Source organism: Noviherbaspirillum soli, assembly GCF_015352955.1.
Classification (GTDB): domain Bacteria; phylum Pseudomonadota; class Gammaproteobacteria; order Burkholderiales; family Burkholderiaceae_D; genus Noviherbaspirillum_A; species Noviherbaspirillum_A soli.
The window spans coordinates 140,288-163,421 of sequence record NZ_JACYOX010000004.1 but is presented as its reverse complement, the minus strand read 5'-3'; the positions used below and the strand labels follow the sequence as shown (position 1 = coordinate 163,421).

16 protein-coding genes are annotated in these 23,134 nt (G+C 66.1%); 10 read left to right on the top strand and 6 right to left on the bottom strand.

The window, feature by feature from the left end; translation table 11 throughout:
• The first annotated feature begins 15 nt into the window (after positions 1–15).
• The 7 genes from IGW04_RS06215 (at position 16) to IGW04_RS06185 (ending at position 5,661) form a co-directional block, all read left to right on the top strand.
• Positions 16–834, top strand: coding sequence for a Crp/Fnr family transcriptional regulator (locus IGW04_RS06215; RefSeq protein WP_194712179.1), 819 nt, complete (start codon positions 16–18; stop codon positions 832–834).
• On the top strand, positions 818–2,323 hold the full coding sequence (locus IGW04_RS06210) for a protein adenylyltransferase SelO (RefSeq protein WP_194712178.1): 1,506 nt from the start codon (positions 818–820) through the stop codon (positions 2,321–2,323). Before IGW04_RS06215 ends, IGW04_RS06210 begins: the two co-directional genes overlap by 17 nt.
• Positions 2,324–2,344: 21 nt before the next feature.
• A complete protein-coding gene (gene msrB / locus IGW04_RS06205) occupies positions 2,345–2,761 on the top strand; it encodes a peptide-methionine (R)-S-oxide reductase MsrB (RefSeq protein ID WP_194712177.1) in 417 nt (138 codons plus the stop codon).
• Positions 2,758–3,378, top strand: a complete 621-nt coding sequence (locus IGW04_RS06200; RefSeq protein ID WP_194712176.1) for a septation protein A — start codon at positions 2,758–2,760, stop codon at positions 3,376–3,378. Before msrB ends, IGW04_RS06200 begins: the two co-directional genes overlap by 4 nt.
• The gene (locus IGW04_RS06195) at positions 3,375–3,653 is read left to right on the top strand and encodes a BolA family protein (protein ID WP_194712175.1); all 279 of its coding nucleotides are present in this window, start codon (positions 3,375–3,377) and stop codon (positions 3,651–3,653) included. Before IGW04_RS06200 ends, IGW04_RS06195 begins: the two co-directional genes overlap by 4 nt.
• A gap of 58 nt (positions 3,654–3,711) precedes the next feature.
• Positions 3,712–4,488 (top strand): peptidylprolyl isomerase, encoded by a 777-nt coding sequence (locus IGW04_RS06190; protein WP_194712174.1) that lies wholly within the window; start codon positions 3,712–3,714, stop codon positions 4,486–4,488.
• Between the two features lie 345 nt (positions 4,489–4,833).
• A complete protein-coding gene (locus IGW04_RS06185) occupies positions 4,834–5,661 on the top strand; it encodes an ion transporter (protein WP_194712173.1) in 828 nt (275 codons plus the stop codon).
• On the opposite strand, the gene purL is transcribed toward IGW04_RS06185, so the two are convergent.
• Complete coding sequence (gene purL, locus IGW04_RS06180; protein ID WP_194712172.1) at positions 5,658–9,680, bottom strand: phosphoribosylformylglycinamidine synthase; 4,023 nt, start codon at positions 9,678–9,680, stop codon at positions 5,658–5,660. The two genes, IGW04_RS06185 and purL, sit on opposite strands and share 4 nt — an antisense overlap.
• 241 nt (positions 9,681–9,921) lie before the next feature.
• On the opposite strand from purL, the gene IGW04_RS06175 reads away from it, so the two are divergent.
• Both IGW04_RS06175 and IGW04_RS06170 read left to right on the top strand, forming a co-directional pair.
• Positions 9,922–10,320, top strand: a complete 399-nt coding sequence (locus tag IGW04_RS06175; RefSeq protein ID WP_194712171.1) for an antitoxin Xre-like helix-turn-helix domain-containing protein — start codon at positions 9,922–9,924, stop codon at positions 10,318–10,320.
• Positions 10,292–11,029 carry an RES family NAD+ phosphorylase gene (locus IGW04_RS06170; RefSeq protein ID WP_194712170.1) on the top strand — a complete coding sequence of 246 codons (738 nt, stop codon included), beginning with the start codon at positions 10,292–10,294 and terminating at the stop codon, positions 11,027–11,029. Before IGW04_RS06175 ends, IGW04_RS06170 begins: the two co-directional genes overlap by 29 nt.
• A 14-nt stretch (positions 11,030–11,043) precedes the next feature.
• Here the strand turns inward: IGW04_RS06170 and IGW04_RS06165 are convergent, their stop codons facing one another.
• The gene (locus IGW04_RS06165) at positions 11,044–11,901 is read right to left on the bottom strand and encodes an SDR family oxidoreductase (RefSeq protein ID WP_194712169.1); all 858 of its coding nucleotides are present in this window, start codon (positions 11,899–11,901) and stop codon (positions 11,044–11,046) included.
• Positions 11,902–12,121: 220 nt separating this feature from the next.
• Here IGW04_RS06165 and IGW04_RS06160 point away from each other — a divergent pair, with 220 nt between their 5' ends.
• Positions 12,122–13,393 carry a cytochrome P450 gene (locus IGW04_RS06160; protein WP_194712168.1) on the top strand — a complete coding sequence of 424 codons (1,272 nt, stop codon included), beginning with the start codon at positions 12,122–12,124 and terminating at the stop codon, positions 13,391–13,393.
• A 43-nt stretch (positions 13,394–13,436) separates the two neighbouring features.
• Here IGW04_RS06160 and IGW04_RS06155 read toward each other — a convergent pair whose 3' ends face one another.
• The 4 genes from IGW04_RS06155 to IGW04_RS06140 all read right to left on the bottom strand — a co-directional run bounded on the left by IGW04_RS06155 (position 13,437) and on the right by IGW04_RS06140 (position 23,125).
• Positions 13,437–14,750 (bottom strand): MFS transporter, encoded by a 1,314-nt coding sequence (locus IGW04_RS06155; protein ID WP_194712167.1) that lies wholly within the window; start codon positions 14,748–14,750, stop codon positions 13,437–13,439.
• 490 nt (positions 14,751–15,240) lie between these two features.
• Entirely contained in the window at positions 15,241–16,686 is a 1,446-nt protein-coding gene (locus IGW04_RS06150) for an efflux transporter outer membrane subunit (protein ID WP_194712166.1), read from the bottom strand.
• A 5-nt stretch (positions 16,687–16,691) separates the two neighbouring features.
• Entirely contained in the window at positions 16,692–20,021 is a 3,330-nt protein-coding gene (locus IGW04_RS06145; RefSeq protein WP_194712165.1) for an efflux RND transporter permease subunit, read from the bottom strand.
• A complete protein-coding gene (locus IGW04_RS06140) occupies positions 20,018–23,125 on the bottom strand; it encodes an efflux RND transporter permease subunit (RefSeq protein WP_194712164.1) in 3,108 nt (1,035 codons plus the stop codon). The genes IGW04_RS06145 and IGW04_RS06140 overlap by 4 nt, the downstream gene beginning before the upstream one ends.
• Between the last annotated feature and the right edge of the window lie 9 nt (positions 23,126–23,134).

Genomic DNA, 23,134 nt, shown 5'->3' with positions numbered 1-23,134 from the left:
CTCTTTAACATTTGCATGCCCTCACCCGCGAAATCCGATATCGACAAGGCCGCCCTGCTGCGCGAGTCCTGGCTGGCCGACCTGCCGGACGATGTAATCAACGAAGCCGCCCGCTGCGGCTCGCTGCGTCTCTATGCCGACGCCGAACTGGTGCATGCCCGCGGCGACGCCTGCGACGGCTTCTACACAATCGCCAGCGGATCGGTGCGCTTCACCCGGGCCACGGCGGACGGCCATACCACCACCATCGCCGTGATGGAGCGACCCAACTGGTTCGGCGAGATCTCGATGTTCGACGGCCTGCCGCGCACGCATGACGGCCATGCTGCTGGCCCGACCGTCCTGCTGTACCACGCCCGCACCGACTTCCATCGGCTGCTGATGCGGCATCCGGCAATCTACGAGCGCTTCGCCCGCATGCTGGCGCTGCGCCTGCGGGCGACCTTCGACCTGGTCGAAGAGGCGGCCGTGGCGCCGCTGGCGCAGCGCCTGGCGCGCCGGCTGCTGGAACTGGCGCAGCTGCAGCCGTCGGCGATGTCGGCCGCCGTGATCCCCCGCGGGCGGGAAGTGCCGCTGACCCAGGAGGAACTGGGCCATCTGCTGGGCAAGTCGCGCCAGAGCATTGCCAAGCAGTTGCGGCTGTGGGAACAGGACGGCCTGGTGCAGACCAAATACGGACGGGTGTTCATCGAGGACCCGCAGGCCCTTACCCGCATTGCCTATCCGGATGGCCGCATGGGCCGCCGGGCACGAAAGACGGCGCAGGCGGTCTCATTTCCAGCAAGCGACGCCGATGTCGCGCACAACAGGACCCTCAATGACAGCAAACACTGATTCAGGCACGAAACGCTCTATCGACCAACTGCCCCTGGAACATTCCTACGCCGCCCTGCCGCCCGCCTTCCATACCCGGCTTCAGCCTACGCCGCTCAGCAAGCCCTACATGGTGTGCGGCAGCGCAGCGGCAGCGGCACTGATCGGCCTGGACCCGGCCGAGTTCAGCAGGCAGGAATTCATCGACGTGTTCAGCGGCAACCGCGTCCTGCCGCAATCACAGCCGTTGGCGGCGGTCTACTCCGGCCACCAGTTCGGCGTCTGGGCCGGGCAACTCGGCGATGGCCGCGCCATCCTGCTGGGCGAAGCCGCGGCGCCCGGCATGCCGCCGCCGGGCCGGCTGGAATTGCAGTTGAAAGGCGCCGGCATGACGCCCTACTCCCGGATGGGCGACGGCCGCGCGGTGCTGCGCTCATCGATCCGTGAATTCCTCTGTTCCGAGGCCATGGCAGCGCTGGGCATCCCTACCTCGCGCGCGCTGTGCGTCACCGGCTCCGACCAGCGGGTAATGCGGGAAACGCCCGAAACCGCCGCCGTGGCTACCAGGATGGCGCCGAGCTTCGTGCGTTTCGGCTCCTTCGAGCACTGGTTCTACCAGGGCCGGCACGATGACCTCAAGATCCTGGCCGACTATGTGATCGAGCGCTGCTATCCCGAACTGCGCGACCAGGCGCAGCCCTACCATGCCCTGCTCGGCGAAGTCACCCGGCGCACCGCGGAGATGATCGCCGGCTGGCAGGCAGTGGGTTTCATGCATGGCGTGATGAACACCGACAACATGTCCATCCTCGGCCTGACACTGGACTACGGCCCGTTCGGCTTCATGGAAGCCTTCAACCCCAAGCACATCTGCAACCATACCGACCAGCAGGGTCGCTACGCCTACAGCATGCAGCCCCAGATCGGCCACTGGAATTGCTATGCGCTTGGCCAGGCGCTGCTGCCGCTGATCGGCGATGTCGAGGAGACCAAGGCGGCGCTGTCGGTCTACGAACCGGCCTTCAAGGCAAGGATGGATGCGCTGCTGCATGCCAAGCTGGGCCTTGCGACGGTCGAGGAAAACGATAGTGCGCTGTTCGACAAGATGTTTTCCATCATGACCGACAGCCACGTGGACTTCACACTTTTCTTTCGCCGGCTTGGCCATCTGCGCAGGGACAATGCGGCAGGCGACGAACCCATCCGTGACTTGTTCATCGACCGTGCCGCATTCGATGACTGGGCAGTACAATACCGCGCAAGGTTGCTCAGTGAAAATAGTAACGATATGCAACGACGCCTTGCAATGCATCGCGTCAACCCCAAATATGTGCTTCGAAACTATTTGGCCCAGGTGGCAATCGAAAAGGCCCAGATAAAGGACTTTTCGGAAGTCGCAAGACTGCTGGCGGTGCTGGAACGGCCGTTTGACGAGCAGCCTGAAAACGAACAGTATGCAGCGCTGCCGCCCGACTGGGCCAGCGAACTGGAAGTCAGCTGTTCTTCCTGAAACAGGAAAGCGAGAGAGACCATGACCGAGAAAGTCAGGAAAACCGATGCCGAATGGCGTCAGATGCTGGACCCGATGGAATACCAGGTCACGCGCCACGCGGCCACCGAGCGCGCCTTCACCGGCCGCTACTGGGACCATCATGAACATGGCGTCTATACCTGCGTCTGCTGCGGCACGCCGCTGTTCGAATCCGATGCGAAGTTCGAGTCCGGCTGCGGCTGGCCCAGCTACTTCCGTCCGCTGAACCCGGAAAACGTCACCGAGAAGATCGACCGCAGCCACGGCATGGTGCGCACGGAAATCCTGTGCAACGTCTGCGATGCCCATCTCGGCCATGTCTTTCCGGACGGCCCGCCGCCCACCGGGCTGCGCTACTGCATCAACTCCGCCTCGCTGCGGTTCGATCCCACACCGGAACAAGGGCACAGCCGATGAAGTTTCTGTTTGACATGTTCCCGGTCATCCTGTTCTTCGGGGTGTTCAAATGGGGCGAAGGCCATGCCGACGCCGCCCAGGCCATGGTGGGCCAGTATCTGTCCGGGCTGGTATCCGGCGGCAGCGTCGGGCCGGAGCAGGCGCCCATCCTGCTGGCCACCGCGGTGGCCATCATCGCCACCATCGCGCAGATCGCCTATCTGCTGGTCCGCGGCCGCAAGGTCGACGGCATGCTCTGGGTATCGCTGGCCATCATCGTGGTATTCGGCGGCGCCACCATCTATTTCCACAACGAGGCTTTCATCAAGTGGAAGCCGACCGTGCTGTACTGGGTGTTTGCGGTGGTGCTGATCGGCGCCCAGCTCACCATGGGCAAGAACCTTATCCGCCTGATGATGAAGGCGCAGATCGACCTGCCCGACCCGGTCTGGAACAGGCTGAACCTGGCCTGGGCCGGTTTTTTCGCAGCGATGGGCGCGCTCAACCTGTATATCGCATTCAGCTTTCCGACATCGGTATGGGTCAACTTCAAGCTGTTCGGCTTCATGGGCCTGATGATCGCCTTCGTGGTCGCGCAGACCATGTTCCTGTCCAAGTACATCAAGGATCCGGGATGAGCCGCATCGACCGCATGACCGCCTTGCTGCAGGCTTCCCTGGCGCCGCTGGAATGCCGGATCGAGGATGATTCGGCGCTGCATGCCGGCCATGCCGGCGCCGCTTCCGGCGGTGGACATTACCGGCTGCGTCTCGTATCCTCGCGCTTTGAAGGTCAGTCAAGAATTACGCGTCACCGGCTGGTGTATGATGCGCTGCAAGAAATGATGCAGCAGGAAATCCATGCGCTCGCCATCACCGCCCTGACACCTGCCGAAGCCGGCGCGGCACCATAGCCGCCCTCTCGTTACGTATCAATCCCGCAATATTATTTCCCCAACTCAAGGAACAGACATGACCTTAAAACCCGCTCGCCTGCTCGTCTTTCTTCTCGCAACTGCCGCAGTGCCTGCAATGGCCCAGAACCTCGCGGTTGTCAATGGCAAGCCGGTGCCTTCGTCCCGCGCGGACGCCATGATCAAGCAGATGGCAGCGCAGGGCCAGCAGGACTCGCCGCAGCTGCGCGCGATGGTCAAGGAAGAACTGGTCAACCGCGAAATCCTGATGCAGGAAGCCGACAAGCTGGGCCTGTCGTCCTCGCCGGAAGTGAAGAACCAGATGGAAATGGCGCGCCAGTCCATCGTCATTCGCGCCCTGGTTGCCGATTACGTGAAGAAGAACCCGGTCAGCGAAGCCGACATGAAGGCCGAGTATGACAAGTTCAAGGCCCAGGCCGGCGACAAGGAATACCATGCCCGCCACATCCTGGTGGAAAAGGAAGAGGACGCCAAGGCCATCATCGCCAAGCTGAAGGCGGGCGCCAAGTTCGAAGACCTGGCCAAGCAATCCAAGGACACCGGTTCCGCTGCCAATGGCGGCGACCTCGACTGGGCGCCGCCGAGCGCCTTCGTCAAGCCGTTCTCCGACGCCATGACCTCGCTGCAAAAAGGCCAGATCACCGAGACCCCGGTGCAGACCCAGTTTGGCTACCACGTGATCAAGCTGGAAGACTCCCGCCCGGCCAAGGTGCCGTCGTTCGAGGAAGTCAAGCCGCAGATCGCCGAGTCGCTGCAGCAGCAGAAGCTGCAGGCTTATCAGCAGGAACTGAAGAAGAAGGCAAAGATCCAGTAAGACGCTGTACCGTTTGCACGGCTCTTCGAAGCCCCGCCTGGTTCAGGACGGGGCTTTTTTATTGCCCGCACGGCAAGGGCATCTTATAGGGTGCAATAACCCAAAGGGGCATTGCAGCGGACCGCCGATCAGGGACAGCGTCTGGTACTTTCCCGGTTTTTGATGCCCCCGCTTCTTGCGACGAACGGTGCAATGCCCTTCGGGTATTGCACCCTACTCACAGCGCGGTTGGCATTGCGGCTGCAATGGCGCGATGCGCCTTTTCTTTGCGCACATCCCTTTAGCGCGTCACTAAATTTCCGTTAACGAGGAAAGCCTATCTTCCGGCCTACTGTGGAACATTGAGTGAACGACATGGACGACGCGCATATCAACGCAACCCTGCACAGCCTCTACTGGCACGCGGGCGGCCGCAAGACCGCCGGCGTCACCGCAATGCTGCGACGCATAGTCGATGCTGGCAGCAATCTGCAGCGGCTACGCGCATTTCCGGCGGATTTCGAAGATATCGTCCTGGCATTGCTTGCCAGGGACAGCCTGATGCTGGATGAAGAGTTCCGGCAGGACCTGCTGGAACTGGCTTGCGAGGCCTGCCATGCCAGGCTGGCGACATGCCTGTTGGCAGGCGAACTCGCGCTGACCACGGAAAACGCCGCATTGTGCATGGCCATCGCGCTCCGCCACGGCCATGTCGCGCTGCTCGACTGCCTGCTCAACGCAGGCGTGTCCGTGCATGGCAGCGACGCGTCCGGAACGCCCATGTTGAGCCACGCGATCGCTACCGGAAACAGCGCCGCGATCGAGCGCCTGATCGCATCCGGCGCCCGCCCGGATGCGCAGGGCCATGCGCTGGCCACGGCCGCCATCCACGGCGATGCCGAACTGCTGCAGATGTGCCTGGCACATGGCGCATCGCAGCAAGCGCTGGACGATGCCTTCGCCATGGCGGTCGCCGCGCAACAGCCGGACGCCATGGCAATCCTGCTGAACGCCGGCGCAAGCGCCGAGGCGGCATTGCAACAAGCCCGGCAACGGGGCGATGAGGATGCCTCGGTGCTGATCCGCGCGGCGCTGTTTGCCCAGGGGAACTACGACCAGCTGCTGTCGCCGGAAGAGATCAGGGTGGCGGCGCTTGCCCTGCAGACGCCAGCCGCCCTCGACAAAATGCCTTAGCCGACCCACACCCGCGCATTGCGGAACATGCGCATCCAGGGCGTGTGCTCGCCCCAGCCATCGGGATGCCAGGACTGCTGCACCGTGCGGAATACCCGTTCCGCATGCGGCATCAGCACCGTGAAGCGGCCGTCAGGCGTGGTGACCGAGGTAATGCCCTGCGGCGAGCCGTTCGGGTTGTATGGATAAGCTTCCGTGTGCGCGCCTTTGTTGTCGACGAAGCGCATGGCCACCAGTGCGTCGGCCAGGCTGCCGGTCTGCGAGAAATCCGCATGGCCTTCGCCGTGGGCCACCGCGATCGGCGCCTGGGTGCCGGCCATGCCCTGGAAGAAGATCGACGGCGAATCGGCCACTTCCACCATCGCGAAACGCGCCTCGAACTGCTCGGAACGGTTGCGGGTGAACTTCGGCCAGGCATGGGCGCCGGGGATGATGGACTTCAGGTTGCTCATCATCTGGCAGCCGTTGCAGATGCCCAGCGCAAAGGTGTCGCCGCGGTTGAAGAAGGCGGAGAACTGCTCGGCCAGCTGCATGTTGAACAGGATGGTCTTGGCCCAGCCCTCGCCCGCGCCCAGCACGTCGCCGTAGGAAAAGCCGCCGACGGCGATCGCGCCCTTGAAGTCGGCCAGGCGGGCGCGTCCGGCGATCAGGTCGCTCATGTGCACGTCCACGGCTTCGAAGCCGGCCTTGTGCATCACGTAGGCGGTTTCGATGTGGGAATTGACGCCCTGCTCGCGCAGGATGGCCACCCGCGGCCGGGCGCCGGCGCCGATGAAGGGCGCGGCCACGTCCTGCTCCATGTCGAAGCTGACCTTGGGCGTGATGCCGGGATCGGCCGCGTCGTTGATGCGCTCGTATTCGGCGTCGGCGCAGGCCGGGTTGTCGCGCAGGCGGGCGATGCGCCAGCTGGTTTCGCTCCATAGCTTCTGCAGCGCCATGCGCGGCTGCTTGTAGATCACCTTGGCGTCGCGGGTGAATTCGATGTCGTCGCGCGGATTGGTCTTGCCGATGATGTGGCTGACCGCGCCCAGGCCGAATTCGCGCAGCACATTCATCACCTCTGACTTCTGCTCTGCGCGCACCTGCAGCACCGCGCCCAGTTCTTCGGAGAACAGCGCGCGCAGCGTCAGCTCGTTGCGGCGCTCGCCGACCTGGGTTGCCCAGTTCTTGGAGTCGCCCCAGTCGGAGGCATGCTCGCCTTCCATGGTCAGGATGTCGAGGTTGACCGACACGCCGGCGCGGCCGGCAAAGGCCATCTCGCACAGCGTGGTGTACAGGCCGCCGTCGGAGCGGTCATGGTAGGCCAGCAGCCGGCCTTCATCGTTCAGGCGCTGGACGGCGCCGAAGAAGGCCTTCAGCTGCTCCGGGCTGTCGACGTCGGGCGCCTGGTTGCCGATCTGCTGCATCACCTGCGCCAGCACCGAGCCGCCCATGCGGTTGCGGCCGGCGCCGAGGTCGATCAGGATCAGCGAGGTGTCGCCCAGGTCGGTGCGCAGCTGCGGCGTCAATGACTTGCGCACGTCGGTAACACGTGCAAAGGCGGAGACGATCAGCGAGACCGGCGAGGTCACGGCCTTGGCCTGGCCATCGGCCTCCCTCCAGGTAGTGCGCATGGACAGCGAATCCTTGCCGACCGGGATGCTGATGCCCAGCGCCGGGCACAGCTCCATGCCGACCGCCTTCACAGTGTCGAACAGCGCCGCGTCCTGGCCAGGCTGGCCGCAGGCCGCCATCCAGTTGGCCGACAGCTTCACGTCCGACAGCGCGGCGATCGGCGCGGCGGCGATATTGGTGATGGCTTCGCCGACCGCCATGCGGCCGGACGCCGGGGCGTCGATCACGGCCAGCGGCGTGCGCTCGCCCATCGCCATCGCCTCGCCGACATGGCCTTCGAAGCTCATGGTGGTGACCGCGCAATCGGCCACCGGCACCTGCCACGGGCCGACCATCTGGTCGCGCACGGTGGTGGCGCCGACGGTGCGGTCGCCGATGGTGATCAGGAAGGACTTGTCGCCCACTGTCGGCTGGCGCAGCACGCGCTCGGCGACCTCTTCCAGCGCCATGCCGGTCAGGTCGACCGGCGGCAGTTCGACGGCGACGCGGCTGACGTCGCGGTGCATCTTGGGCGGCTTGCCGAGCAGGACATCCATCGGCATGTCGACCGGATTATTGTCGTTCTGAGGATCGATTACTTTGAGCTGGCGTTCCTCGGTGGCATGGCCGACCACGGCGAACGGGCAGCGTTCACGCTCGCACAGGTACTGGAACAGCGCCAGGTTTTCCGGGGCGACGGCCAGCACGTAGCGCTCCTGCGATTCATTGCTCCAGATCTCCTTGGGCGCCATGCCGCTCTCTTCCAGCGGCACGCGGCGCAGGTCGAAGATGGCGCCGCGCCTGGCGTCGTTGGTGATTTCCGGGAAGGCGTTGGACAGGCCGCCGGCGCCGACGTCATGGATCGACAGGATGGGATTGTCGCCGCCCATGGCCCAGCAGGCATTGATGACTTCCTGCGCGCGCCGCTCCATTTCCGGGTTGCCGCGCTGCACCGAGTCGAAATCGAGGTCGGCGGTATTGCTGCCGGTGGCCATCGAGGAAGCGGCGCTGCCGCCCATGCCGATGCGCATGCCCGGGCCGCCCAGCTGCACCAGCAGGCTGCCGACCGGCAGTTCTTCCTTCTTCGTATGCTGCGCGGCGATGTTGCCGATGCCGCCGGCGATCATGATCGGCTTGTGATAGCCGTACACGGTGCCGCCGACGTTCTGTTCATAGCTGCGGAAATAACCGCCCAGGTTGGGCCGGCCGAATTCATTGTTGAAGGCGGCGCCGCCGAGCGGGCCGTCGACCATGATCTGCAGCGGCGACACGATGCGCTCGGGCTTGCCGTAGATGCCGCCCTGCGCATGGGCATCGCGGGCCGCCGCCGGCTGGGCCACGTCGCGCGCGTTTTCCCAGGGCTGCACCGCATGGGTCAGCATCAGGTTGGACACCGTGAAGCCGGTCAGGCCTGCCTTGGGCTTGGCGCCGCGGCCGGTGGCGCCTTCATCGCGGATCTCGCCGCCGGCGCCGGTGGAGGCGCCCGGGAAGGGAGAAATCGCGGTCGGGTGGTTGTGGGTTTCCACCTTCATCAGGATATGGGTCAGCTCCTCGCTGGCCTGGTAGACATTGCCCTCCTTCGCGCCGCGCGGATAGAAGCGCTGCACCTGCGCGCCCTCGATCACCGAGGAATTGTCGCTGTAGGCGACGATGGTGCCCTGCGGATTCAATTGATGCGTGTTGCGGATCATCGCGAACAGCGACTTGTCCTGGCGCTCGCCGTCGATGGTCCAGTCGGCATTGAAGATCTTGTGCCGGCAGTGTTCGCTGTTGGCCTGCGCAAACATCATCAGCTCGACGTCGGTCGGATTGCGCCGGGCCTGGGTGAAGGCCTGCAGTAGGTAATCGATCTCGTCCTCCGACATCGCCAGGCCCAGCTCGGCATTGGCCGTCACCAGCGCCGCCTTGCCGCCTTCCAGCACATCGACGAAGGCCAGCGGCCTGGCGGCCAGTTCGCGGAACAGGCCGACGGCATCGTCGGCGCTGCGCAGCACCATCTCCGTCATGCGGTCGTGCAGCGCGGCGGCAACCGGCAGGGCGCTGCCGTCAGCCAGGCGGCGCGCGCCGCCCAGCAGGCCGGACTTCACCGTGACGCGGTAAGCCACGCCGCGCTCGATGCGGTGGATATGGCTCATGCCGCAGTTGTGCGCGATGTCGGTGGCCTTGCTCGCCCAGGGAGAGATCGTGCCGAAGCGCGGGATCACGACGAACAGGTCGCCTTCCTGCTGCTCGCCGGCCGGCTCGCCATAGGTCAGCAAGGCGCCGAGCCGCGCCGCCTCGTCGCCGGACAACGCGCTGGCGGCGTCGATGAAATGCAGGTAGCGGGCGGAGACGCCGGTAATGGCGGCATCGATGCCTTGGAGCTGGGTCAGCAAACGTTGGGTGCGAAAGGCGGACAGGGCATTGGAGCCCGGCAGAATCAGCATGGCGAGAAGAGAGTTGATGCACCGCGGCTAGTGTGTTTCATCCGCCGTGCGGGTTGCGTCGGGAAAACGCGATTATAACCTGCCGCATCGGACTGCCGATCCGGCATCGGCACAAGCCGATGCTTGGCTGGACAGGGGCCACCTGCGGTGCTTTTGACATTACGATGGACAAGCCAAGTCAGTCGTGTTAGTTTCCACTGCAATTAAGAAGCTTGAATATTTCCAAGGAAAGGCCTTTATCATGAATGCCTATTCTCATCATTCTCCCGCGTCGATTGCCGGCTCACAGCCCGACCCCGCCTCCACCCTCAGCAAGGCGGTACGCAACGTCGCCACCCTGCTGGAACTGCGACAAAACTCCCTGGCCCGAATACTCGGCATCAGCGCCGCCACGGCTTCCCGCCTGTGCGCCGGCAGCTATCAGCTCAGCCCCGAACGCGGCAAGGAATGGGAACTGGCGCTGCTGCTGGTCAGGCTGTTCCGTTCGCTCGATGCCATGCTGGGCCATGGCGCCGATGCCCGCACCTGGCTCAATTCCGACAACCTGGCATTGGCCAGCAAGCCGCTGGCCCTGATGGAAAGCGCTGAAGGACTGGTTCGCGTGCTGCACTATGTCGATGCCCATCGTGGCCGGATCTGACGACCTGGCCAGCCATGCCGCCAGCCTGACGCTGGCGATATGGCGCGCGGTGGAAGCGCAGCACCAGGTCGCCACCATGGTCCTGGTGGACACGCTGGACGAGCAGGCGCTGCTGGAAAGCCTGCTGGACGCATCCAAGCCGCCGCTGCCGGACGCGATGCGCAGCCTGCACTGGCTGCTGTTTACCCCGTTTCGTTATCCGCCGCTGCCCTCCGGCTCGCGCTTTCGCGGTCCGGCCGAACCGGGCGTGTTCTACTGCGCCGACGAAAAACGTACCGCCTGCGCCGAACTGGGATACTGGCGCTGGCGCTTCCTCAACGACAGCCCGGCCCTGGACACCCTCGGCCCTATAGCCCAGACCCTGTTTCTGACGCCGGTGGCGGGACAAGGCATCGACCTCAGGCTGCCGCCGTTCGACGCGATGCGCCCTGCCTGGATGCACCCGACCGACTACGCCGCCTGCCAGGCGCTGGCGCGCCAGGCCAGGCAGGCCGGGCTGCATCTGATCCGGTATGCCTCCGTGCGCGACCCCGAATCCGGCGGCTGCGCCGCGCTGTTGTCCCATACCGGCTTTGCCGCCGACAAGCCTTCGGCAAATGAAGCATGGACGCTCCTGGTGTCGCGCGAGCATGCCCTCTGGCGCCAGACCTCGGTGTTCGAGAACCAGGCATTCGAATTCAGCGCCGCCGCATGGCGTGCTGTTGCCTGAATCGCCCGGGTCGCTCAGCCGTTGATCACCTCGCCGCCGTTCGGATGCAGCACCTGGCCGGTCATGTAGCTGCCGCCATCGGAGGCCAGGAACACATAGGCCGGCGCCACTTCCTCAGGCTGGCCTGGCCGCTTCAGCGGCACGCTTTCGCCAAAGCTCTCCACTTTCTTCTCGTCGAAGGTGGACGGGATAAGCGGCGTCCAGATCGGTCCGGGCGCGACGCCGTTCACATGGATGCCCTTCTCCGCCAGGCCCTGCGACAGGGAACGGGTAAAGGCTACGATGGCGCCCTTGGTCGAGGCATAGTCCAGCAGCTGCGGGCTGCCCCGGTAGGCCGTGACCGAGGTGGTATTGATGATGCGCGCGCCTTCCTTCAGGTGCGGCAGCGCTGCCTTGACCATGAAGAACATCGAAAAGATGTTGGTGCGGAAGGTGCGTTCAAGCTGCCCGGCGCTGATGTCGGTGATGGCAGGCTGCGGATGCTGCTCGGCGGCATTGTTGACCAGTATGTCGAGATGGCCCAGTTCATCCACCACGCGCCGTACCGCATCCTGGCAGAAGGCCTCGTCGCCGACGTCGCCGGCGATCAGCAGGCACTTGCGGCCCGCCTCTTCCACCAGCTTGCGGGTTTCGGCCGCGTCCTGGTGCTCGTTCAGATAGAGCACGGCGACATCCGCGCCTTCCTTCGCAAATGCCGCCGCCACGGCGCGGCCTATGCCGCTGTCGGCGCCGGTGATCAGCGCCACCTTGCCATCGAGCTTGCCGCTGCCGCGATAGCCGGGCGGTATGGTGTTGGGCTGGGGTGACATCTGTTTCTGTGAACCCGGCTGCTGCTCCTGGTGCTGCGCCGGTACGCTGCTTGGCTCGTCCATGACTGGCTCCTTGCTGTGTGTGTCGGCTACCGGCGCTGCCGCCGGCATCTTGCGCAAATCATAAAAGGCGCGGCCTGTTCGATCTGTCGGACAACGCTCCAAAGCGAAGTAGGACAATGGCGAGCCGTGATCAGCGCAGACGCCCGGCGGGCAGTCGCCGCGAACTAGCGCCCCGCATCGGGCTCTAATCAGCCTGCCAACATTGATGCGGAGCCATGACATGACAACGACCACCGACGTCGCCCGCGCTGCCATCCCCCGGGAGCCGGGCATCGACCACACCCTGGCGCTGCTCAAGGAAGGCTACCGCTTCATCGGCGAGCGCTGCCAGGCCTATGGCAGCGATGTCTTTGAAACCAGGCTGATGATGAGCCGGGTGTTCTGCGTCAGCGGCGAGGACGCCGCCAGGATGTTCTATGTGCCGGACCGCTTCACCCGTCGCGGCGCCCTGCCGCCGAATGCGCTGACGCTGCTGCAGGACTATGGCAGCGCAATCATGCTGGACGGGCCGGCGCATCGCCATCGCAAGCGCCTGTTCATGTCGCTGATGCAGCGGCAGTCGATCGAGCGCATGACGCGGCTTGCCACCGAGCAGTGGCGCGCACGCATGGATGCCTGGGAGGGCATGAAGCAGGTGGTGCTGCATGATGAAGTGGAAGGCATATTGTGCCGGGCCGCATGCGCGTGGGCCGGCATCGAGCTGGGCGCCGGGGAAGCCAGGGAGCGCACCATCGAGTTCTCGGCAATGATCGACGGCGCAGGCTCGGTCGGGGCGCGCAATGCGCGCGGCCAGATGTTGCGGGCACAGACCGAGCGCTGGGCGCGGGGCCTGGTCGAAGGCGTGCGTGACGGCAGCCTCGATGCGGCGCAGGACAGCGCGCTGGCCGTCATTGCACGACATCAGGATGAGAACGGGAAAGCATTGCCCCTGAACGTGGCGGCGGTGGAACTGATCAACCTGCTGCGGCCAACCGTGGCGGTGGCGCGCTACATCACCTTTGCCGCGCTGGCCCTCCACCAGAATCCGCAATACCGCGACGGCCTGGCCGGCGGCGACGACGACAAGCTGCAGTGCTTTGCCCAGGAGGTGCGGCGCTTCTATCCGTTCTTCCCGATGGTGGGCGGACGCGCGCTGCAGCCTTTCGAATGGCGCGGCCATCTGTTCCTGCCGGGCGACTGGGTACTGCTGGACCTGTATGGCACCAACCATGACCCGGCCCTGTGGCCCAAGCCGAATGCATTCAAGCCGGAACGCTTCGAGCACTGGGACGGCAATCCCTACACCCTGATTCCGCAGGGTGGCGGCGAGCATGACAGCGGGCACCGCTGCGCCGGGGAATTCCTGACCATTGCGCTGATCAAGAGCCTGGCAAGGGAACTGGCCGCGATGCGCTACGTGGTGCCGCGCCAGAACATGTGGATAGACCTGGGCCGCCTGCCGGCGCTGCCGGCCAGCCGCTTCATCATGAGCAACGTGCAGCCGGCCTACTGAGTTCAAGGGAGTTCAAGGCCGGCTGCGTGGAAGGGTCGCCGCGTCAGCGATTGACCAGGCTGCGCGGCTGCAGCAATGCCAGCAACGCGCCGAGGAACAGCGCGGCCGACACCACATACATGCCGGCGTTGGTGCTGTGCGTGACATCCTTCATCCAGCCGATGATGGACGGACTGACGAAGCCGGCCAGGTTGCCCACCGAGTTGATCAGCGCGATGCCGGCCGCGGCAGCGGTGCCGCCGAGGATGGCGCTCGGATAGGTCCAGAACACCGGCATGGTGGCCAGCAGGCCGGCCGTGCCCAGGGACAGCGCCGCCATGGCCAGCATGACGTTGTCGCCGAAGATGGTGGCCAGCATCAGGCCCAGGCCGCCCAGCGCGCTGGCGATGGCGAAGTGCCAGCGCCGCTCGCGGTTGCGGTCGGCGCTCTTGGCGTTGAACAGCATCGCGACCACCGCGCAGCCATAGGGAATCGCTGTCAGCATGCCGACATCGAGCGGGTCTTTCACGCCGGCCGCCTTGATCAAGGTGGGCAGATAAAAGCCGACGCCGTACAGGCCCATCATGCAGCAGAAATAGATTGCCGCCATCAGCCAGACGCGGCCATTGCCGAACACGCCCGACAGGCCATGGTCGGCCTTGCCGCTGCTGTCGCCGGCGATGTTTTCTTCCAGCAGCCGCTTTTCCTCGGCATTGAGCCAGGAAGCGCCGGCAATGCTATTGGGCAGGTAAAAGATGGTGATGACGCCGAGGATCAGCGACGGCACCGCCTCGATCACGAACAGCCATTGCCAGCCTGCCAGTCCGTTCGCGCCGTGGAAGGCGTTCAGGATCCAGCCCGACAGCGGTCCGCCGATCACGCCGGCGATCGGGATGCCGATCATGAACAGCGCATTCATGCGGCTGCGGCGCTGCGCCGGAAACCAGTAGGTCAGATACAGCACGATGCCCGGAAAGAAGCCGGCCTCGGCCACGCCCAGGAAGAAGCGCAGCACATAGAACATGGTCGGGCTGCTGACATACATCATCGCGCCGGACAGGATGGCCCAGGTGATCATGATGCGGCCGATCCAGACCCTGGCGCCCACCTTGTGCATGATGATGTTGCTCGGCACTTCGAAGAAGAAATAGCCGATGAAGAAAATGCCGGCGCCGAGGCCGTAGACGGTTTCGCTGAATTGCAGGTCATTGAGCATCTGCAGCTTGGCGAAGCCGACATTGACGCGGTCGAGGTAGGCCGCGACATAGCAGATGAACAGGAAAGGCAGCAGGCGCCAGGTGACCTTGGCATAGGTCGCGGCTTCCAGCTGCTGGCGCGCGGAAGCGGCTGCGCCGTAGGGTAGCGTGGTGGTGTTCATGGGTTTCAGGGGAAGGGAGAGGAAAGAAATCGCGCTGCCGTGCGGGCGGCAGCCATACAAAAAACAAGGGTGCAATTGTTACATCGACATCAGCACCGGGAGGTGAATGTTTTTTGTCGATTGCAACGGCTTTGCGGCGGAATGCCGGAATAATTTTCATCTGAACGAGCCGCTACCGCGATAGGCAACCCGCGGCAGACACGATCATGCGCTTGAATTTCCAGGTCGCAGCCACGCACTAATGCGCCCACCTGCCGCAGGCCCGTAGGGTGGAATACCCCAGAGGGGCATTCCACCGGCTGCGATCGTCGACGATAGCCCTTTCGGGGCCCGGCTTCATGCCTCATACAGCAGATATGTGCAAAGTGTCACCTTGATCGACTGCTTGGCGAAATGCCCCTGCGGGGTATTCCGCCCTACAGCGGAATCGGTAGTCCGGTAATGACCGGCCATTCCGGCTTTCCTGCCCCGCAAACAAGCCTCTGGCCCGTCACGGAGTCCCCTGCCCCGTCCACCCGCCGCCCAGCGCCTGGATCAGCGCCACCGCCACGATCTGCCGGTCCGCCTGCAACTGCGCCAGCGTGCGCCGCGCCTGCAGTGCGGTGGCTTGTGCCGTGACGACCTCGGTATAGCTGACCTGCCCGGCGCGGTAGCGGTTCAGCACCTGCTGCTCGGCCTGGTCCGCCGCGCTGGAAGCAGTGCGGCGCAGTTCGAGTTGCTGCGCCAGCACGCGGCTGGCGGCGAGCTGGTCTTCCACCCCCTGGAATGCCGCCAGCACGGTCTGCCGGTACTGGGCCGCAGTGCGTTCATGCGCGGCGCGGGCGCTGGCGACCTGGGCACTGACGGCGCCGGCGTCGAAGACGCGCTGCGCCAGCGACAGCCCGAGCGACCAGGCCGCGGCCGATGCATTGAACAGGTCGCCGACCCGGCTGGCGCCGTAGCCGTAGGACGCGGAGAGGCCGATGCCGGGGAAATAGCCGGCGCGGGCGACGCCGATGGCGGCGTTGGCGGCGGCCACCCGACGCTCGGCGGCGGCGATGTCCGGGCGCCGCTGCAGCAGGGTTGCCGGCAGCACCAGGGGAATGTCAGGCACCGATGGCTGCCAGGCCGCCGGCGCGAGGCTGAATTCGGCGGGCGCCTTGCCGAGCAGCACAGCGATCGCATGTTCCAGCTGCGCACGCTGCCGCTGCAGCGCCACCAGGTCGGCGCGGGAAGTGGCCAGCTGCGTCTGCGATTGCAGCAGGTCGGTCTTCGGCGCCACGCCGGCATCGTAGCGATTCTGCGTGATCTGCAGCACCCGCTCGTAGCCGGCAATGGTGGCCCGCAGCAGTTCGGCCTGGATGTCGGTCTCGCGCAGGTTCAGATAGTTGGCCGCCAGCTCGCCCTGCGCCGACAGCGTGGCCAGCGCCAGGTCGGCGGCGCTGGCCTGGGCCTGGGCGGCGGCATTCTGCACGCCGCCGCGCAGCCTGCCCCACAGGTCGGGCTCCCAGCTGCCGCCCAGGCTGACCTGGTAACTGTTGCCCAGCCGCGCGCCCGGGGCGCCGGAAGCGGTGCTGCGCGAGCTGCTGCGGTCGGCGCCAGCGTCCAGCGACACCGCCGGAAACAGCGCCGCGCGCTGTCCCGCCACCAGCGCCCTTGCCTGCGCATAGGCGGCGCCGGCGGCGGCCACGTTCTGGTTCGACACCTGCACCGAGGCTGCCAGGTCATTGAGCACCGGGTCGTTGAACACCGTCCACCAGGCGCCGCGCGGCACGTCGTCGGCGGGCGTGGCCGGCACCCAGTCGCCCGCCTCCTTGAAACCGGCGGGCAGATCGATGGCCGGGGCTTCGTAGGCCGGCGCCAGCGCGCATCCGTCCAGGACGGCGCACAGGGCCGCGGCCAGCAGGAGGCGACGCGATGGAACAGGCAGGATATGGTCGGACAGGGTTAGGCGCATGGTGTTCAGATGGATTGCGGTTCGGCGGTGCGGGCAAGCGCCCGCTCGCCCGGGCTGCGCCGGCGCAGCTTGTCGAGCAGGATATAGACCACCGGCGTTGTCAACAGGGTCAGCAGCTGGCTGGCGATCAGGCCGCCGATGATGGCGATGCCCAGCGGCCGGCGCAGCTCGGCGCCTTCGCCAAAGCCGATCGCCAGCGGCAGCGCGCCCAGCGCGGCGGCCATGGTGGTCATCAGGATAGGACGGAAGCGCAGCAGGCAGGCCTCGCGCACCGCCTCCAGCGCCGACAGGCCGCGGGCGCGCTCGGCCTCCAGCGCGAAGTCGATGATCATGATCGCGTTTTTCTTCACGATGCCGATCAGCAGGAAGATGCCGATCAGCGCGATGATGGAAAAGTCCATGTCGAACAGCAGCAGCGCAATGATGGCGCCGACGCCGGCCGAGGGCAGCGTCGACAGCACCGTGACCGGATGCACCAGGCTTTCATACAGCACGCCCAGCACGATGTAAATCACGATCAGCGCGGCGGCGATCAGCATGGGCTGCTGGTCCTGGCTTTCCTGGAAGCCGCGCGCGGTGCCTTCGAAGCTGCCGCGCACATTGATCGGCATGCCGATGTCGGCCTCGGCCTGGCGCACCGCCGCCTGCGCCTGGGTCAGGCTCGCGCCTTCGGCCAGATTGTAGGAGATGGTGGTCGCCAGCTCCGCATCCTGGTGGCTGATCGAGGTGGCCGTGGCGCGCTCGCTGAAGCTGGCGAAGGCCGACAGCGGCACCATGGTGGTCGGTGCAGTGCTGATCGCCTGGCCGCTGGCGGCGTCGCGCAGGCCCGGGTTGACGGCGGTGCTGGTGCCGGTGGTCGTGGTGGCTGTCGTGGCTGTGGTGGCTGTAGTGCCTGTGCTGGTCCCGGCGCCAGCCGTGGCATTCGTGCTGGCCGCCGCCGTCAACGGCGCGCCCACCACGCTGGTCCCGGCTGCCAGGCCGGTGGCGGGCGTGGTGGCGGCGACGCCGCGGGCCGGCACATACACATCGCGCAGCGACTCCGGGCTGCTTGCATAGGCCGGCGCCACTTCCATGATCACCCGGTACTGGTTCAGCTCGTCGTAGATGGTTGACACCTGGCGCTGGCCGAAGCTGTTGTAGAGCGCATTGTTGACGTCGCGCGAATTCACGCCCAGGCGCGACGCGGTGTCGCGGTCCACGCTGACGAAGGTCTCGACGCCGTTCTCTTCCTGGTCGGTGTCGATGTCGATCAGCGCCGGCTGGCTGCGCATCGCATCGGCCAGCCGGCTGGACCAGCGCTTCAGGTCGGCGATGTTGTCGCTCTTCAGGGTGTACTGGTAGGTGGAATTGCTGGAGCGCCCGCCCATGCGCAGGTCCTGCACCGGGTTCAGGAAGATGCGCACGCCGGTCACCTGCGCGAGTTGCGGCCGCAGCCGGGCAATCACCGCCTGGCCGCGCTCGGTGCGCTGGTCCGCGGGCTTCAAGGCGATATACATGAAGCCGCCGCCGGCGCGGCTGCCGCCGGTGAAGCCGACCACGGTGTCCACCGCCGGGTCGCGCCGGATGATGTCGACCACGCGGCGCAGCTTTTCCTGCATCGCCTCGAAGGAAATGCTCTGGTCGGCGCGGATGCCGGCGGCGATCTGCCCTGTGTCCTGGGTTGGAAAGAAGCCCTTGGGCGCGGCCTTGAACAGGTAGACGTTCATGCCCACCACCGCCACCAGGATGAACAGCACCAGCCAGCGGCTGGCCAGCGCCCAGTCCAGGCTGTGCTCATAGGCACGCTGGGTCAGCGCAAAGCCGCGCTCGAAGAAGCGCGACAGCCGTCCGGGCGGCTTGTGCTCAACGCCAGGCTTGAGAAGCCAGGCGCACATCATCGGCGTGGTGGTCAGGGAAATCAGCAGCGAGATCATCACCGCCGCCGACAGCGTGACCGCGAACTCGCGAAACAGGCGGCCGACCTGGCCGCCCATGAACAGCAGCGGGATGAACACCGCCACCAGCGACAGGCTGATTGACAGCACCGTGAAGCCGACCTCGCGCGCGCCCAGGAGCGCCGCCTTGAAGCGGTCCATGCCGGCCTCGATATGGCGGCTGGTATTTTCCAGCACCACGATGGCGTCGTCGACCACGAAGCCGGTAGCCACCGTCAATGCCATCAGCGACAGATTGTTGAGCGAGAAGCCCAGCGCATACATCACGCCGAAGGTGCCCAGCAGCGACACCACGGTGGCCACCGCCGGGATGATGGTGGCGCGCAGGCTGCGCAGGAACACGCTGACCACCAGCACCACCAGCACGATGGAAATGATCAGCGTCATCTCGATCTCGTGCAGCGAGGACCGGATAGACAGGGTGCGGTCCGACGCCACCTGCAGTTTGATATCGGGCGGCAGCTGGGCCTGAAGCGACGGGATCAGTGCGCGCACGCTGTCGACGGTCTTGATCACGTTGGCGCCTGGCTGGCGGGTGATGATCACCACCACCGCCGGCTGGCCGTTGAACAGGCCCAGCGTGCGCTTGTTTTCCTGGCCGTCGTACACCCTGGCCACGTCCGACAGCCGGATCGCCGCGCCATTGCGCCATGCCACCACCAGGCCGCGGTAGTCGACCGCGGTGCGGCCGCCGCCTGCCGAGGAGCGTGTATAGATCTGCAGCCGCCTATCGTCGCCCTCGATGGCGCCCTTGGGCCGGTTGGCATTGCTGGCCTGGATCGCCGCGCGCACGTCTTCCATGCTGACGCCATAGCGGTTCAGCGCGAACGGCAGCAACTCCACCCGCACCGCCGGCAGCGAGCCGCCGCCCAGCTCCACATCGCCCACGCCTTCCACCTGCGCCAGGCGCTGCTGCACGATGTTGGAGACTTCGTCATACACCTGCCCCGGCGTGCGGCTGCCCGAGGTCAGCGCCATGATCATCACCGGCGCATCCGACGGATTGATCTTGCGGTAGGTCGGATTGCTGCGCAGCGTGGCCGGCAGGTCGACCCGCGAGGCATTGATCGCGGCCTGCACCTCGCGCGCGGCGGCATCGATCTTGCGCGACAGGTCGAACTGCAGGTTGATGCGGGTCGAGCCATTGCCGCTGGTGGAGGTCATCTCGTTGACGCCGGCGATCACGCCCAGCCTGCGCTCCAGCGGCGTGGCCACGCTGGTGGCCATGGTGTCCGGGCTGGCGCCGGGCAGCGTGGCCGAGACCGAGATCGACGGAAAATCCACCTGCGGCAGCGGCGACACCGGCAGCACCAAAAAGGCGGCGATGCCGGCCAGCGCCAGGCCGATGGTCAGCAGCACGGTGGCGATGGGCCGCCGGACGAAAGGCGCCGACAGGTTCACGCGCCCGCCTCTTCCGCCGCCTGGCCGCGCTGGTTGCGCCCGCCGCGCAGGCGCTGGCCGAGCCGGTCGAATGCCAGGTAGATCACCGGCGTGGTGTAGAGCGTCAGCATCTGGCTGACGATCAGGCCGCCGAAGATGGACAGGCCGAGCGGCCGCCGCAATTCCGCGCCCTCGCCCCAGCCCAGCATCAGCGGCACCGCGGCGAACAGCGCCGCCAGGGTCGTCATCAGGATGGGCCGGAAGCGCAGCAGCGCGGCCTGGTGGATCGCCTCTTGCGGCGCCCGGCCCTCGTTGCGTTCGGCATCGATGGCGAAGTCGATCATCATGATCGCGTTCTTCTTCACGATGCCGATCAAGAGGATGATGCCGATGATGCCGATCACGCCGAGGTCTTCGCCGCTGATCATCAGCGCCAGCAGCGCGCCCACGCCGGCCGAAGGCAGCGTCGACAGGATGGTCAGCGGATGCACATAGCTTTCGTACAGCACGCCCAGCACGATATAGACGCACACCACCGCGGCCAGGATCAGCCACAGCTGGTTGGTCAGCGAGGCCTGGTAGGCGCCGGCCGCGCCGAGGAAGGTCACCGATACGCTGGCCGGCATGCTGATCTCCTGCGCGGCCTTGCGGATGGCGTCGACCGCCCTGCCCAGCGACACGCCGGGCGCGGTGTCGAAGCCCAGCGTGGTGGCCGGATACTGCGCCACGTGGGTCACCTGCAGCGGCGCCGGCTGCTCGCTGATGCGGGCAATTGCCGACAGCGGCGTGGGCTTGCCGGCGCTGGTGCGCAGCTGCAGCCCGCCCAGCGTCTGCGGCGTGGCCAGGCCCTGCTGCTGCGCTTCCAGGATCACCCGGTACTGGTTGGTCTCGGTGAAGATGGTGGAGACGATGCGCTGGCCGAAGGCGCTGTACAGCGCCTCGTCCACCGCGGCCGCGGTGATGCCCAGCCGGGACGCGGTATCGCGGTCGATCTCGACCACCGCCGCCAGGCCCGATGCGCCGGCGTCCGACACCACGTTGCGCACCTGCGGCACCTCCTGCAGCCGGCGCGCCAGCTTGCCCGCCCACTCGTTCACGGTGGCGCTGCGCGCGCCTTCCAGCGACAGCCGGTACTGGGTCGGGCCGCTCTCGGCGTCGATGGTCAGGTCCTGGGTCGGCTGCAGGTACAGCGTCACGCCCGCCACCCGGCCGATCCGCTCGCGCAGCCGGCCCATGATGTCGGCCAGCCTGCCGTCGCGCTGGTCCTTCAGGTTGATCAGCATGCGGCCGGTATGCAGCATGGTGTTGTTGGCGGCATCGACGCCGACGAAGGAACTCAGGTTTTCCACCGCCGGATCTTCCAGGATTGCTTGCGCGGCGGCCTGCTGCAGCTCGGTCATGCGCTGGTACGACACCGACTGCGCCGCCTCCACCCGGGCCTGCAGCTGGCCGGTGTCCTGGGTCGGGAACAGGCCCTTCGGGATCAGGATGTAGAGCACCACCGTCAGCGCCAGCGTGGCCAGGGCCACCAGCAGCGTCAGGGGCTGGCGCGCCAGCACCCATTGCAGCGAGCGGTCGTAGCGCACCATCACCCGGTCATAGACGCGCTGCAGGCGGCCGGCAGGCTGTGGGTGCGCGGCATCGGCATGGCCCTTGAGCCAGCGGCCCGACATCATCGGCACCAGCGTCAGCGACACCACGGCCGAGATCAGGATGGTGATGGCCAGCGTAATGGCGAATTCCCGGAACAGCCGGCCGACCACGTCGCCCATGAACAGCAGCGGAATCAGCACCGCGATCAGCGATACCGTCAGCGAGATGATGGTGAACCCGATCTGCGCCGCGCCCTTCAGCGCCGCCGCCATCGGCGTCTCGCCCTCCTCGATGTAGCGGGCGATGTTCTCGATCATCACGATGGCATCGTCGACCACGAAGCCGGTGGCGATCGTCAATGCCATCAGCGACAGGTTGTTCAGGCTATAACCCAGCAAATACATCACGCCGCAGGCGCCGATCAGCGAGATCGGCACCGCCAGGCTGGCGATCAAGGTGGCGCGCAGGTCATGCAGGAAGGCGAAGATCACCAGCACCACCAGCACCACCGCCAGCAGCAGCTCGATCTCCACGTGGCGCACCGAGGCGCGGATGCCGGTGGTGCGGTCCGACAGCACATCCACCCGAAGCGACGCCGGCAGGCCGGCCTGCAATTCGGGCAGGCGGGCCTTGATCGCGTCCACGGTGGCGATCACGTTGGCGCCCGGCTGGCGCTGCACGTTCAGGATGATGGCGGGCTTCATGTTGGCCCAGGCGGCCAGCTTCACGTTCTCCGCGCTGTCGACCACCTTCGCCACCTCGGACAGCCGCACCGGCGCGCCATTGCGATAGGCAATGATCAGCGCGGAATAATCCTGCGCCGTCACCAGCTGGTCATTGGCATTGATGGTGAAGGAACGGGTCGGGCCGTCGAAGCTGCCCTTGGCGCTGTTGGCATTGGCCGCGCTGATCGCATTGCGCAGGCTGTCCAGGCCCAGGCCGTAGGAGGCCAGCGCCTGGCTGTCGGCCTGGATGCGCACCGCCGGCCGCTGGCCGCCGGACAGCGACACCAGGCCAACGCCGGACACCTGGCTGATCTTCAGGGCCAGCCGGGTGTTGACCAGGTTCTGCACCTCGGTCAGCGGCAGGGTGTCGGAGGTGATGGCCAGCGTCAGCACCGGCGCATCGGCCGGGTTGACCTTGGCATAGACCGGCGGCGCCGGCAGGTCGGCCGGCAGCAGCGAGGAACCGGCATTGATCGCGGCCTGCACCTCCTGTTCCGCCACGTCGAGCTTTTCACCGAGGTCGAACTGCAGGGTGATCACCGAGACGCCGGCGGCGCTGGTGGAGCTCATGCGCTGCAGGCCGGACATCTGGCCGAACTGGCGTTCCAGCGGCGCGGTGACGGTCTGGCTCATCACTTCGGGACTGGCGCCCGGATACAGTGTCTGGACCTGGATCGTCGGGAAATCCACCTGCGGCAGCGCCGACAGCGGCAGGAAGCGAAAGCCCATGAAGCCGGCCAGCACGATGGCCAGCATCAGCAGCGAGGTCGCGACCGGGCGCTGGATGAAGGGTGTTGAAGGGCTCATGCCTGGTGC

Coding starts and splice junctions, on each gene's coding strand:
- IGW04_RS06140 (WP_194712164.1), bottom strand. CDS start 23,125: ATGAGCCCTTCAACACCCTTCATCCAGCGCCCGGTCGCGACCTCGCTG.
- purL (WP_194712172.1), bottom strand. CDS start 9,680: ATGCTGATTCTGCCGGGCTCCAATGCCCTGTCCGCCTTTCGCACCCAA.
- IGW04_RS06210 (WP_194712178.1), top strand. CDS start 818: ATGACAGCAAACACTGATTCAGGCACGAAACGCTCTATCGACCAACTG.
- IGW04_RS06155 (WP_194712167.1), bottom strand. CDS start 14,750: ATGAACACCACCACGCTACCCTACGGCGCAGCCGCTTCCGCGCGCCAG.
- IGW04_RS06150 (WP_194712166.1), bottom strand. CDS start 16,686: ATGCGCCTAACCCTGTCCGACCATATCCTGCCTGTTCCATCGCGTCGC.
- IGW04_RS06175 (WP_194712171.1), top strand. CDS start 9,922: ATGAATGCCTATTCTCATCATTCTCCCGCGTCGATTGCCGGCTCACAG.
- msrB (WP_194712177.1), top strand. CDS start 2,345: ATGACCGAGAAAGTCAGGAAAACCGATGCCGAATGGCGTCAGATGCTG.
- IGW04_RS06170 (WP_194712170.1), top strand. CDS start 10,292: ATGTCGATGCCCATCGTGGCCGGATCTGACGACCTGGCCAGCCATGCC.
- IGW04_RS06160 (WP_194712168.1), top strand. CDS start 12,122: ATGACAACGACCACCGACGTCGCCCGCGCTGCCATCCCCCGGGAGCCG.
- IGW04_RS06165 (WP_194712169.1), bottom strand. CDS start 11,901: ATGGACGAGCCAAGCAGCGTACCGGCGCAGCACCAGGAGCAGCAGCCG.
- IGW04_RS06200 (WP_194712176.1), top strand. CDS start 2,758: ATGAAGTTTCTGTTTGACATGTTCCCGGTCATCCTGTTCTTCGGGGTG.
- IGW04_RS06190 (WP_194712174.1), top strand. CDS start 3,712: ATGACCTTAAAACCCGCTCGCCTGCTCGTCTTTCTTCTCGCAACTGCC.
- IGW04_RS06215 (WP_194712179.1), top strand. CDS start 16: ATGCCCTCACCCGCGAAATCCGATATCGACAAGGCCGCCCTGCTGCGC.
- IGW04_RS06195 (WP_194712175.1), top strand. CDS start 3,375: ATGAGCCGCATCGACCGCATGACCGCCTTGCTGCAGGCTTCCCTGGCG.